The sequence below is a fragment of the Streptomyces sp. NPDC050504 genome (assembly GCF_044458065.1).
GTDB lineage: Bacteria > Actinomycetota > Actinomycetes > Streptomycetales > Streptomycetaceae > Streptomyces.
On the sequence record NZ_JBITHO010000012.1, the window covers coordinates 78,794 to 90,970 of the forward strand.

Below are 12,177 nucleotides of genomic sequence, written 5' to 3' on the forward strand. Positions count from 1 at the left end.
TCTTCGACCGCCGTACGGTGCTGGGAGATGACCCGGAGACGTATCGAGGCGTGTTGAGGAGTCGAGATGGCGAACGGCTGCCGTGACTGCGGGACCTGCACGAAGAGCCTGGTGGGCCGGACGGCCAGGGGCGCGCTGTACGTGGTGACGCTCTCGTGGCTGGTGAAGCCGGTGTTCCTGCGGAACTGTCCGCAGTGCAAGCACGTGATGCGGCGCCACCAGCGGCGTAGGGACGGTTCGTTCCAGGACTGACGCGGCAGGGGCCGGGCTCCGCCGCGCGGGGGAGCCGGTGGGGACCTGCGGCGGACGTGCGGAGTGGTGGGCGCGCGGGAGGCTCGGAGCGTTCGGAACCGCCGTACGCCTCCTGGAGCCCTCCCGTGAAGCAGTTGAAGCACACGACCGCCGTACGCATCGCCCACGCCGTCCCGCTGTGCGTACTGCCCTCGACCCTGTGGCGGCTGCCGCTGGTGTTCGGCGGTCTTCCGGCGCTGTACTCGTGGATACCCCTGCCGCCCCCTGGTGAACGGCTCTACATCCTGAGCCTGTCGGTGGTCGCCGAGACGCTGGCGCTGCTCTCGCTCGGACTGGTCAGGCCGTGGGGCGAGCAACTGCCCCGGTGGGTGCCGCTGTTGGGCGGCAGGCGCGTTCCGGTGCTCGCCGCCGTGATCCCGGCCGGAGTCGGCGCGTTCCTGGTGACGTCGCTGTGCCTGTACGGCGGGCTCAACTCGGTCTTCCACTGGGTGGGCCCGCTGGAGGAGGGGAACGGGCTTTCCCCCGACGCCCTCCAGGAGGCGTGGCTGTACGTCTGCTACACGCCGCTGCTGGCGTGGGGCCCGCTGCTGGCGGTGCTCACGGTCGCGTACTACCGCAGGCGGACGGGCACGGCAGGACGGCCGGCGGGCGCGGCGGTGCGGGCCGCGTGACGGGGGGCCGCACCCCCTGGCCCCCGCGTGCGGTATGCAGGAGCCATGGCTGACACCGCGCACATCACCGGACTCCTCCTCGCCGCGGGCGGGGGGCGGCGCCTCGGCGGACGGCCGAAGGCCCTCCTCCCCCACCGCGGACGCCCCCTCGTCGAGCACGCGGTGGGCGTGTTGCGGGACGGCGGCTGCTCCTCGGTGCGGGTGGTGCTGGGCGCCGCGGCCGATGCCGTACGGGAGCGTGCGGACCTCTCCGGGTGCGCGGTGACCGTCAATCCGGGCTGGGCCGAGGGCATGGGGACGTCGCTGCGGGCGGGGCTCGCCGACGTGCGGGACAGCGGGACGGGCGGCCCGGACGCCGTGCTGGTGATGCTGGTGGACCAGCCGGGGATCGGCGCGGCGGCGGTGCGCCGGGTCCTGGCGGGGTACACCGGGCGGCAGAGCCTGGTGGCCGCCGCGTACGGCGGGGAGCGCGGGCATCCGGTGCTGTTCGGCGCGGACCGGCTCGCGGACGTGGCGGCGGGCGCGGCGGGCGACCGGGGAGCCCGCGGCTACCTGCGCGAACACTCCGCGCGGATCGCGCTCGTGGAGTGCGGTGACGTCGCCCAGGCGTACGACATCGACACGGCCGACGATCTGCGCCACCTTGAGTGAGCGCGCTGGCACCGAGCGCCATGGTGCCTCGACCCGGAGAATCTCGACGTCAACAGACCGTTGAACTTCCACCATGAGGAAACTAGTATCCACACGTCAGAAGCGCCCGATACCCCAGACGGCGCCCGCGACCGTATCCCGGCTCCTGCGGCACTCCGTGCCGTCTGCGTACGCCCGGCGGCCGCAAGGCACCGCCGCTGAATGGAGTGACAGCTCATGTCCGCACCAGCGCCGTCCCCGCTGGCCATCGTCGATGCCGAGCCCCTGCCCAGGCAGGAAGAGGTCCTCACGGAAGCGGCCCTCGCCTTCGTGGCCGAGCTGCACCGGCGGTTCACGCCCCGCCGCGACGAACTCCTCGCCCGCCGCGCCGAGCGCCGCGCCGAGATCGCCCGCACCTCCACGCTGGACTTCCTCCCGGAGACCAGGCACATCCGCGAGGACGACTCCTGGAAGGTCGCCCCGGCCCCGGCCGCGCTGAACGACCGCCGGGTGGAGATCACCGGTCCGACCGACCGCAAGATGACCGTCAACGCCCTGAACTCGGGCGCGAAGGTCTGGCTCGCCGACTTCGAGGACGCGTCCGCCCCCACGTGGGAGAACGTCGTCCTCGGCCAGCTCAACCTGATCGACGCGTACACCCGGAACATCGACTTCACGGACGCCGGGTCCGGCAAGTCGTACGCCCTCAAGGACGCCGACCAGCTCGCGACCGTCGTCATGCGGCCGCGCGGCTGGCACCTGGAGGAGCGCCACCTGACGCTCGAAGGACGTGCCGTGCCCGGCGCGCTGGTCGACTTCGGCCTCTACTTCTTCCACAACGCCAAGCGGCTCGTCGAACTCGGCAAGGGCCCCTACTTCTACCTCCCGAAGACGGAGTCGCACCTGGAGGCCCGCCTCTGGAACGACGTCTTCGTCTTCGCGCAGGACCACGTCGGCATCCCGCAGGGCACCGTGCGCGCCACCGTCCTCATCGAGACGATCACCGCCGCGTACGAGATGGAGGAGATCCTCTACGAGCTGCGCGACCACGCGGCCGGGCTGAACGCGGGCCGCTGGGACTACCTCTTCTCGATCGTCAAGAACTTCCGCGACGGCGGTGCGAAGTTCGTCCTGCCGGACCGCAACGCGGTCACGATGACCGCGCCGTTCATGCGCGCGTACACCGAACTCCTCGTCCGCACCTGCCACAAGCGCGGCGCGCACGCGATCGGCGGCATGGCGGCGTTCATCCCCTCGCGGCGCGACGCCGAGGTCAACAAGGTCGCCTTCGAGAAGGTCAAGGCCGACAAGGACCGCGAGGCGGGCGACGGCTTCGACGGCTCGTGGGTCGCGCACCCGGACCTGGTGCCGATCGCGCTGGCCTCCTTCGACGCGGTCCTCGGCGACAAGCCCAACCAGAAGGACCGGCTGCGCGAGGACGTCTCGGTGGCGGCGGGCGAACTCATCGCCATCGACTCCCTCGACGCGAGCCCGACGTACGAGGGGCTGCGCAACGCCGTCCAGGTCGGCATCCGCTACATCGAGGCGTGGCTGCGGGGCCTCGGCGCCGTCGCCATCTTCAACCTGATGGAGGACGCGGCGACGGCGGAGATCTCGCGGTCGCAGATCTGGCAGTGGATCAACGCGGGCGTCGTCTTCGAGAACGGGAAGCCCGCGACGGCGGAGCTGGCGCGCGAGGTCGCGGCGGCGGAACTGGCGGCGATCCGGGCGGAGATCGGCGAGGAGGCCTTCGCGGCAGGCAACTGGCAGCGGGCGCACGACCTGCTGCTCCAGGTGTCGCTGGACGCGGACTACGCCGACTTCCTGACGCTCCCGGCGTACGAGCAGCTGCGCGGCTAGCCCCTCCGAGGGGTGCGGGGTGGGTGCGGGTTCCGCTGCGCGGGGTGGGGAACCGCCCCGCGTACCCACCGGCCCCGCAGGGCCCCCGGCAGGGTTTCGGGAAGGGGCGGGGCGGGGAACCGCCCGCCGCAGGCGGAAACGTGCCCCCGCCGCGCGCGCCGGTGGCAGCATGGGCCCCGTGCTGACCAGCCGCGGCGACACCCGCCGCATCGCCGTCATCGGCGGAAGCATCGCAGGATGCGCCGCAGCCCTCGCCGCCCACCGCGGCGGCGCCGACCACATCACCGTCCACGAACGCGCCGCGGGCGACCTCGCGGACCGGGGCGTGGGCCTCGCCGTCCACGAGGCCCGCTACGCCGAACTCGCCGCCGCCGGATTCATGGACGCGGACATGCCGTGGGTCCGGATGACCCGCAGGTGGTGGTACACCCGGGACGCCCGCGGCGGCAGCCCCCTGGGCCGCCGCATCGGCGAGTCCCCCTTCCCCTTCCGCACGTACAGCTGGGGCCCCCTCTGGCGCGAACTGCGCCTGCGGTTACCGGATTCGGTGGACTTCAGGTCCGACGCCACAGTCCGCGAGGTGCGCGACGGGCCGGGCGGCGCGACGGTCGACGGCGAGCCCTACGACCTCGTCGTCGGCGCCGACGGGCACCGCTCCGTCGTCCGCGAGGCCGTCTGCCCGGGGATACGCCCCGAGTACGCCGGGTACCTCGCCTGGCGCGGCGCCTATCCGTCCGACGCGCTGCCCGACGCCCACCTGTGGCCCGAAGACGTCTGCGCGTACGTCGTGTTCGACGGCGGACACGTCGTCGTCTACCGCATCCCCGACGGCGCCGGAGGCACCCGCGTCAACTGGGTCCTCTACACCGCGCCGCCGCCCGGCCACGCCCTCCCCGACGACCCCGACAGGCAGCGCGTCCTCACCCCCGAGCTCACCGCGCACCTCGAAGACGTACTGGACCGCCGGTTCCCGCCGTTCTGGGCCACGTTGATCCGCACGACCCCGGTCGGGGAACGCTTCATCCAGCCGCTCCACGACTTCACCGCGCCCCGCTACGCGGCGGGGCGGCTGCTCCTGGTGGGCGACGCGGCGGCGGTCGCTCGCCCGCACACCGGCGGCGGGGCGGTGAAGGCGCTCCAGGACGCCTCGGTGCTCGCCACCGCCCTCGCCTCCACCGACTCCTGGGCGGACGCGGGCGCCGCGTACGACGCCACGCGCTCCGCGACCGGCCGCACGATGGTCGACCTGGGCCGGTCCCTGGGCCGCGCGCTGGTGCAGCAGACGCCCCGGTGGAGCGAGATGGACGAGGCCGCGCTCGCGCGGTGGTGGCAACGCGCCGACAACTCGGGCGCGTTCGGCGGCAGCGGCCTCGCCGACAGGCCCGGCGGCGGCGTCAGGACGCGACCGTGACCGTACGCTGCGCGGAGAAGTCGCCCCACTTTCCGTCGGGCAGCCTGGCCCGCAGCTTGATGGAGTAGCGCGTGCCGGGCGCCACCAGGTCCGTGGAGATCCGGTAGGCCGCCCGGCCCTCGGGCGGCTCGCCGCCGAAGAGGACGGTCGTCGCCGGCTTGCCGTTGAGGTAGAGCTCGTACGAGGAGACGGGGGCGCCGCCCGTGGTCTTCGGCGGGTCCCACGACAGGTCGATGCCCTCGGCGCCGGGCACGGCCCGCAGCCCGGTGGGCGCCGTGCTCGCGGGCGTCCCGCTCCCCCGCCGGGTCGTCAGGTCCACCGCGTTGCTGTCGCCCGACGACTTGTCGGACGCGTCGCGCGCGCGGACCGTGAAGGTGTAGACGGTCCCCGGGCGCAGCCCGCCGACGCGCGTGCTGGTCAGCGTGGACCCGACGCTGTGGATCCTGATGTCCTCCTGGTAGATGTCGTACGAGGTGACGGCGATGTCGTCGGAGGAGCGCCGCCAGGTCAGGGTGACCGCGTCGGTGCCCTCGACCCGGCCGGTGACCGCGCCCGGCACCGTGGGGGCGCGCCGGTCGGCGGGGGCGGGAGCCTGGGTGGTGACCGGCACGGCGGGGCTCGGCGCGGAGAAGTTGCCCGCGGCGTCGCGCGCGCGGACGGTGAAGGAGTACGCGGTCGAAGGGGCGAGGCCCTCGACGTCGACCATGGTGCGCCCGGCCGGGACGAGTTTGACGGGGGCGCCCGCGCGGCGCAGCTCGTAGCCGGTGACGCCCCGGTCGTCGGCGGCCGCGTTCCACATGACGTGCACCGAAGTGGCGCTGGTCGCCTGGGCGGTGACCCCGGCGGGCACGGTGGGCGCCCGGGTGTCCTTGCCGCCCTTGTCGTCGCCCTCCGCGGCCGAGCAGGCGGTGAGCAGGAGAAGGCTGGTCAACACGGCGAATCCGATGGGGCGTTGCACGGTCAGGCCCTCCGTCCGACGACTTTGGTCCAGACCTATATAGCGCATGGGGCGGCCCCCTAAACACCCGTACGAAGACCTTGCCGCCGCGGAGGTCCCCGCCCTACCCCGACGACCGCCCCGCCGCGTTGTAGGCCGCCAGCCAGCCCCCGCCCGCCCGGTCGCCCCGGGTGAACGCCGCGATCCCGCAGCGCCCCGCCGACGGGTCGTCGGCCCCGTCCCCCGGGTACAGCACCTCCTGGGGCGTGCCGTCGGGCTCCCACTCGTGGACCTCGGCGCCGTTCCAGAGCCGTACGACCGTGCCGGGCGGGGCCACCACCCCGGCACCGGCGCCGCCCGGCGTGAGGACCGTGCCCGTGGTGCGCTCGGCGAGGAGCGCGCGGTACCTCTCGGGCGGCAGTTCGCAGCCGGTGGGCGCCGCGGTGCCGGGCCAGTCCGGCGCGTCGATGCCCCGCGCCCCGGCCGCGCGCCACATCGCGGGCACCACGCGGTGGGCGTGCGGCGCGGTCGCCATCTGCTCGCACATCCACAGCAGCCGTCCTGCCCCGCGCTCGGGCCCCAGGGTCCGCCAGCGGATCCGCTGCGCGAGGTCGGCCGCGACGACGGCGGCCCAGGGGTGGACGGTGCCGAGCGCGCCCTGCGCCCCGACCCAGGCGAGGTAGCGCCTGGCCTCCTCCAGGATGCCGCTCATGGAGTCGACCGGGATGCCGAGGACGTACGAGCTGCTGGTGCGGAACGCGCGCGGGCTGCGGGCGACCAGCAGCAGTACGGCCCTGGCCAGGTCGCCGGGCCCGGCCCGCTGCCCGTCGTCCTCCTCGCCGCGGCCCCGCTCGCCGGCCCGCTCGGGCCCGTCCGGGCGGCCGCCGGTGCGCAGCACCTTCAGCAGCGCCTTGCGGGCCCGGTCGGTGAACGGCGCCTGCTCCAGCGCGGGCAGGATCGCGGCGGCCAGCGCGATGAGCGTGTCCTCCGCGGTGTCCGGGTCCTGCGGCACCTCCGCGGCGGCGATGGCCGTGGCCAGGTCGTCGGCGACGTCGGCCTCGACCATGAAGCGGCTGGTGAGCTTGCCGTTCTCGGTCGGGGCGAACAGGTCGTCGCCGTCTCGGCCCGGCGTCCTGCGCAGGAAGCCGCCGCGCACCAGGAACTCCACTGCGTCGTACAGCGGGTCGAAGCTCTCCTGCCCCTGGTGGAAGCCGAGGGTGCGGGTCCACCACTGTTCGGCGTGGCGCAGCGAGGCGACGCGGCCCTGTACGGCTTCGGCGAGCAGGTGGTCGGGGAGGCGGTCGCGGATGCGCGAGGTGACGGTGTACCCGGCGGCGAGCCGCGCCTGCCACTGGGCGCGCTCGGGGCCGTACGCGAGGAGGTGCGCCCAGCCCTCGCGCTCGCCCGCGCCGACCCGGCCCGCGCGGCCGAACATCTGCTGGACCATGGAGACTTCGATGCGCTCGATACCGATCTGGGTGTCGCGCACGACGACGGTGCGGGCGGGGAGGTTGACGCCGGCCGCGACCGTGGACGTGGCGACCAGGACGTCGGCCTCGCGCGCCCTGAACGCCTGCTCGGCCTCGCGCTTGTAGGGCCAGTCGCGGTAGTGGAGCCGTACGCCCGCCTTGGTGCACAGCCGCTCGACCAGCTCCGCGTCGTCCTGGTCGACGCCCTTGGTCGGCACGCCCCGGTCGGCGGCGAGCGCGAGCGCGGTCAGGCGCACGCCGCGCTTGCTGCCGCAGAAGACCAGTGTGCTGCCGCCGTCGGCGGTGGCGGCCCTGGTGAGTTCGACGGCGGCCTGGGTGCGGACGGCCGCCTTGGCGGCCCAGTTGTCCTCGGCGGGTGGGGGCAGCACGGGGAGCTGCCAGGTCAGGCGCGTGGGGCGCCAGTTGGTGCGGACGAGGCGGGCGCCGAGCCACTGTGCGACCTCGTCGGCGTTGGCCACGGTCGCGGACAGGCCGACGATGCGGACCCGTTCGGCGTCCTCGCGGACCCGGGCGAGCAGCGCTTCGAGGACGGGGCCGCGCGTCGGGTCGCCCAGCAGGTGGATCTCGTCGACGACGAGGCAGCCGACCTCGGCGAGTGCTTCGCGGAGCGATCCGGTGCGGCAGATCGCCTCGAACTTCTCGGTGGTCGCCACCCAGATGTCGGCCTCCGCGATGAGGCGCGCGTCCACCGCGAACTCGCCCGTCAGGCGCACCACTTTGAGCCCCGCGCGGCGCCAGGCCGCCAGCTCGCGGTCGAGTTCGTCGGTGAGGGAGCGCTGCGGCACCAGCCAGGCGGCCTTGCGGCCGCGCGCGTGCGCCCGCAGCGCGGCGACCATGCCGATGGGGGTCTTGCCCGCGCCGGTCGGCGCGACGACCACGAGGTGGTCGCTCCCGGCCGCGCCGCCCTCGTCGTCCGCTTCGAGGACGGCGGGGACGGCGGCGGCCTGGGTGGGGTTGAAGGTGGGGTACGGCAGGAGGTCGGCCCACTCGGGCGGTACGAGGTCGGTGACCGGGACGTGGGCCGCGGCGTGCTCCTCGGCGGACGGCAGTTCCTCCAGCGCGTCCCACTGGGCGGCGAAGGCGTCGCGGGCCGCGAAGGCGGCGGGCCCCGCGGCGGGCACGGCCCCCGGGGTCCCGTCGTGCGCGACCAGGTCGGTCGCGCCCCCGAGGTCGTTGACGGTCGAGACCTGTTCGGTCTCCGCCCAGTGCCGGACGCTGCGGTGCGGCACGCCGAGCGCGTTCAACTCCGCGCGCAGCACGTCGTGTCCTGGCCCTTCGGGGAGGATGACCCGCACGTCGTCGGCGGCGTCGACGGCGGCGCGCGCGGGCCGCCAGGCGGGGTCGGCGACCTTGCACCAGAGCAGCCGCCGGGTCTCGGGGGCGCTGGGGACGACGAGATCGGCGGGCCAGGCGGGCGCGGCCGCTTCGGGGGTACGGGGTGCGGGGGCGTCGGCGGTACGGGGTGCGGCGGTGGCGGCCGTACGGGAGCCGCCCCTGCGGCGGCGCTCGCCGGGCGCGGCGGCCCCGTCTCCCGGTGCGTCGCTCGGCGCGGTGCGCGGCGCGGCGCGCTGTCCCGGGAGCGCGCACAGCTTGTCGTACGTCTTCACGCCGAGGTCGGCGAGGGTGAGGGCGCGCGGGCAGGCGGGGCAGACCACGGCGACGTACCGGTAGACGCGGCCCTGCGACTCGTACGGCCTGCGGAGCGAGTGCAGCGGCGCGGCGCACTCGGGGCACTCGCGGGGGACCTCCTCCTGATAGCTCCAACCGGGTTCGCCGAAGCGGCGGTTGAGGTCCCCCTCGATGAGGACGCCCCAGCGTTCCCGTACGAGCTCAGCGACGGTGGGACCCTCCACCTCGTCCGTATGCATCCCCCCACTCTCGCACCCCGGGGGCGACGGGGTGCGCACCGCGCCCGCGGTCCGCACCCCCCGCACCGCGCCCGCCTCACCCCAGCGGGTTCAACTGCCCCGCTTCCCCCGCGAAGGCGAACAGCAGCAGGTCCGTCATCCGGAACTGCCCCCGCCGTGCCGCGGGCAGGCTGGGCCGCCAGCCCGGCTGGGTGACGATCGAGCTCCGGCTCCCCTCCATCGCCCGGTGGAACACCTCCGCGACGAGGTTCCCGCCGACCCCCGTCAGCCGCCCGGGGTGCCGCCGGTTCACCTCCGCCTCGCGCAGCACGTAGAACCAGAGCGGCGTGTGCGCGACGAGTTCCGCGCGCTCCCGCGCCGAGAGGTCGAGCGGCACCCCGGACCCCGCGCCGCGCAGGATCTGCTCGGGGGTCAGGGGCGCGAGCCCCATCTGCGCGGCCAGCTGCGGCCCCGTCGCCAGCTCCACCATCGCCGCCCGCGTGAGGTTGCGGAAGGCGAGGTTGCGCTGGACCGGGGGCGGCGCGGGCCGCCCCCGGCCCGCGAAGGTCCCGGTGGGGAGCGTCGCGAGCGGGTCGACCAGCCGGGTGTCGAGGTCCTTCGCGAGGTTGAACTCCTCGGGCGGCACCACCAGGTCGTCCCGCCCCGCCTCGCCGAAGTCGAAGAGCCTGCGGAAGTCCGCGATCCAGTTGCTCGGCAGCCGCAGGCTGTCGCCGGACTGCGGGTCGTCCAGGTCGGACAGGTCGTCGGGCCCCACGGAGAGGTTCCCCGCGGTCCCGCTGAACCGGAAGAGCAGCCCGAGCGAGGCCGCGCCCCCGGGCCCGCCGACCCGGAAGACCCGGTTCCACTGGTACGCCTCGCGCACCATGCTGTGGCCGATGCGGTAGGCCGCGACCGAGAACTCCACGGGCATCGTGGGCCGGTCGCCCGGCGGGAAGGACCCCGGCACCTCGAAGTACCTGCGGCCGCGCCCGAAGACCCGGTCCACGATCTCCGGGTCGACGATCCGGGGCAGGAAGTCCGTGCGCAGCATCCACTGGTAGTGCTTGACCACCAGGTCACGGGCCGCCGGGAAGATCGCGGGCTCGGGCAGCCCGCGCTCGGCGAGCCGCTGGTGCACGCGGTTGTGGAAGCGGATGAACGCGAGGTGGAGCTGGCCCACGGCCAGGTTCTCGTCGTTGCGGGCGTCGGGGACGAGCGCGGCCCGCTGGTCGGCCCTGGTGCCGCCCGCACCCTCGCCCGCCCTGGGCAGGTCGAAGCCCTTCTGGTCGGTGTTGGCGGGCGGGAGGTCGGGCGGGAAGGGCACGCCGATCGTCGTGCCGGTCTTGAGCCGCCCGTCGGGCTGGTAGAAGCGGGCGGAGCTCTGGTGGTTCGGGCCGAGCCCGTAGAGCGAGTCGAGGTCGAGGGCCGGCGAGCGGCCCTGTAAGAGGTCTTCCACGGGCACCGGTTCGCCCAGTCCCACCCGGGTGTTGTCCAGGGTGAGGTCGTGGTCGACGAACTGTCCGAGGTAGGTGAACCCGGCCGGTACGGCGGCCCGGGACTCCGGGTCGGGGTCCGGGGCGGCCGAGGTCATCGCGGCTGCGAGTTCCGCCCGGAGTTCCGGGCTGAGCTGGACGCCCTTCTTCTTCCCGAACCGGGAGAAGCGGAAGGCGAGTTGCTGTTCTGCGGCGGTCGGCACGCGGCTCTCCGCGCCTTCCAGTACGCGCCCTTCTTCGACGATGTAGTAGGTCTCGCGATGGTGTCGGTGCATGGCATGCGTTCCGATCTGTCCCCCGTGCTCCGCCGGGCGGCCGCGCCGCTCTCCGGCGGAGGGTCAAACACCTGATCTTCCGCCCGTCCGGCGGAAGTCCGTCTCTACGGACAAAGACCGATTGGGACCGTTACGGGTTGCCTCCCGCACCACCTTTTCCGGTTTTCCGCAACTCCTGCGCACTTCGAGGATGTACGGCACCATGAGGGAGCTGATAGGAAAGGTTCCTAACAGAACGGCACGGTGACGAACTCCTCTGGAGGACTGGTGCACGCTCCCCACAAGCACACCGCACGTCGAATCGGCCTGGCGCCCCGCGTCCTGCTCGGCCTGGCCCTGGTGGCCGTACCGGCCACGGCGGGCGCGGCAGGCGCCACCGACCACTCCGCCGCGCAGGTCTCCTCCGCCGCCAGGGCGGCCACCGGTCTCGACGACCCGGCGAAGAAGGAGATCGCCATGCAGCTCGTCTCCAGCGCGGAGAACTCCTCGCTGGACTGGAAGGCCCAGTACAAGTACATCGAGGACATCGACGACGACCGCGGCTACACCGCGGGGATCATCGGCTTCTGTTCCGGCACCGGCGACATGCTGGACCTGGTCGAGCTCTACACCCAGCGCAAGCCGGGCAACGTGCTCGCCAAGTACCTGCCCGCCCTGCGCAAGGTCGACGGCACCCCCTCCCACGAGGGCCTGGACCCGAACTTCACCCGCGACTGGCAGAAGGCCGCCCAGGACTCGGCGTTCAGGAAGGCGCAGGACGACGAGCGCGACCGGGTCTACTTCAACCCGGCCGTGAACCGCGGCAAGAGCGACGGCATCGGCGTGCTCGGCCAGTTCATGTACTACGACGCCATCGTGATGCACGGCGACGGCGGCGACAGCACCAGCTTCACCAACATCCGCAAGAAGGCCCTGGCGAAGGCCAAGCCGCCGGCCCAGGGCGGCGACGAGGTCAAGTACCTCAACGCCTTCCTGGACGCGCGCGTCTGGGCGATGAAGCAGGAGGCGGCCCACGAGGACACCAGCCGCGTGGACACCGCGCAGCGGGTCTTCCTCCGCAAGGGCAACCTCGACCTGCGCACCCCGCTCGAATGGAAGGTGTACGGCGACAGCTACCGCATCGGCTGACCACCCCGCCCCTCCTCGCGCCTGGCGGTCCGGGCCCGGTGCGCCCGGACCGCCAGGCGGACCACCAGATACGCGATCCGCGCCGCACGCACGATCTCCACGCCGTGCTCGACGACCAACTGTCCCAGGTCCATGACCCGTTCCTCCTTGAGTCCCGGCGGCCCGCGCCGCCTCGTGGGACCT

10 protein-coding genes are annotated in these 12,177 nt (G+C 73.8%); 6 read left to right on the forward strand and 4 right to left on the reverse strand.

The genetic code is table 11. The features are described 5' to 3' along the window. The first annotated feature begins 66 nt into the window (after nt 1-66). From ACIBNE_RS35205 to ACIBNE_RS35225, 5 genes are all read left to right on the forward strand, one after another. On the forward strand, nt 67-252 hold the full coding sequence (locus tag ACIBNE_RS35205) for a hypothetical protein (protein ID WP_399279021.1): 186 nt from the start codon (nt 67-69) through the stop codon (nt 250-252). A 125-nt stretch (nt 253-377) separates the two neighbouring features. Beyond that, entirely contained in the window at nt 378-923 is a 546-nt protein-coding gene (locus ACIBNE_RS35210) for a hypothetical protein (protein WP_399279023.1), read from the forward strand. A gap of 45 nt (nt 924-968) precedes the next feature. Beyond that, nucleotides 969-1,574: an NTP transferase domain-containing protein gene (locus ACIBNE_RS35215; RefSeq protein ID WP_399279025.1), complete on the forward strand. Its 606-nt coding sequence runs from the start codon at nt 969-971 to the stop codon at nt 1,572-1,574. A 216-nt stretch (nt 1,575-1,790) separates the two neighbouring features. Next, nucleotides 1,791-3,413 (forward strand): malate synthase A, encoded by a 1,623-nt coding sequence (gene aceB, locus ACIBNE_RS35220; RefSeq protein ID WP_399279027.1) that lies wholly within the window; start codon nt 1,791-1,793, stop codon nt 3,411-3,413. 169 nt (nt 3,414-3,582) lie between these two features. Further along, the gene (locus ACIBNE_RS35225) at nt 3,583-4,824 is read left to right on the forward strand and encodes an FAD-dependent monooxygenase (protein ID WP_399279030.1); all 1,242 of its coding nucleotides are present in this window, start codon (nt 3,583-3,585) and stop codon (nt 4,822-4,824) included. Here ACIBNE_RS35225 and ACIBNE_RS35230 read toward each other — a convergent pair. The 3 genes from ACIBNE_RS35230 to ACIBNE_RS35240 all read right to left on the reverse strand — a co-directional run bounded on the left by ACIBNE_RS35230 (nt 4,808) and on the right by ACIBNE_RS35240 (nt 10,866). Then, nucleotides 4,808-5,758, reverse strand: coding sequence for a fibronectin type III domain-containing protein (locus tag ACIBNE_RS35230; protein ID WP_399279032.1), 951 nt, complete (start codon nt 5,756-5,758; stop codon nt 4,808-4,810). The two genes, ACIBNE_RS35225 and ACIBNE_RS35230, sit on opposite strands and share 17 nt — an antisense overlap. A 127-nt stretch (nt 5,759-5,885) precedes the next feature. Next, on the reverse strand, nt 5,886-9,119 hold the full coding sequence (locus ACIBNE_RS35235; protein WP_399279035.1) for a DEAD/DEAH box helicase: 3,234 nt from the start codon (nt 9,117-9,119) through the stop codon (nt 5,886-5,888). 76 nt (nt 9,120-9,195) lie between these two features. Further along, nucleotides 9,196-10,866, reverse strand: a complete 1,671-nt coding sequence (locus ACIBNE_RS35240) for a heme peroxidase family protein (RefSeq protein WP_399279037.1) — start codon at nt 10,864-10,866, stop codon at nt 9,196-9,198. Between the two features lie 267 nt (nt 10,867-11,133). Between ACIBNE_RS35240 and ACIBNE_RS35245 the strand changes: the two genes are divergently transcribed. Then, the gene (locus tag ACIBNE_RS35245) at nt 11,134-11,994 is read left to right on the forward strand and encodes a chitosanase (protein WP_399279038.1); all 861 of its coding nucleotides are present in this window, start codon (nt 11,134-11,136) and stop codon (nt 11,992-11,994) included. Here the strand turns inward: ACIBNE_RS35245 and ACIBNE_RS35250 are convergent. After that, the gene (locus tag ACIBNE_RS35250; protein WP_399279040.1) at nt 11,979-12,128 is read right to left on the reverse strand and encodes a hypothetical protein; all 150 of its coding nucleotides are present in this window, start codon (nt 12,126-12,128) and stop codon (nt 11,979-11,981) included. The two genes, ACIBNE_RS35245 and ACIBNE_RS35250, sit on opposite strands and share 16 nt — an antisense overlap. Nucleotides 12,129-12,177 lie beyond the last annotated feature (49 nt).

Coding starts and splice junctions, on each gene's coding strand:
- ACIBNE_RS35205 (WP_399279021.1), top strand. CDS start 67: ATGGCGAACGGCTGCCGTGACTGCGGGACCTGCACGAAGAGCCTGGTG.
- ACIBNE_RS35215 (WP_399279025.1), top strand. CDS start 969: ATGGCTGACACCGCGCACATCACCGGACTCCTCCTCGCCGCGGGCGGG.
- aceB (WP_399279027.1), top strand. CDS start 1,791: ATGTCCGCACCAGCGCCGTCCCCGCTGGCCATCGTCGATGCCGAGCCC.
- ACIBNE_RS35225 (WP_399279030.1), top strand. CDS start 3,583: ATGGGCCCCGTGCTGACCAGCCGCGGCGACACCCGCCGCATCGCCGTC.
- ACIBNE_RS35235 (WP_399279035.1), bottom strand. CDS start 9,119: ATGCATACGGACGAGGTGGAGGGTCCCACCGTCGCTGAGCTCGTACGG.
- ACIBNE_RS35240 (WP_399279037.1), bottom strand. CDS start 10,866: ATGCACCGACACCATCGCGAGACCTACTACATCGTCGAAGAAGGGCGC.
- ACIBNE_RS35250 (WP_399279040.1), bottom strand. CDS start 12,128: ATGGACCTGGGACAGTTGGTCGTCGAGCACGGCGTGGAGATCGTGCGT.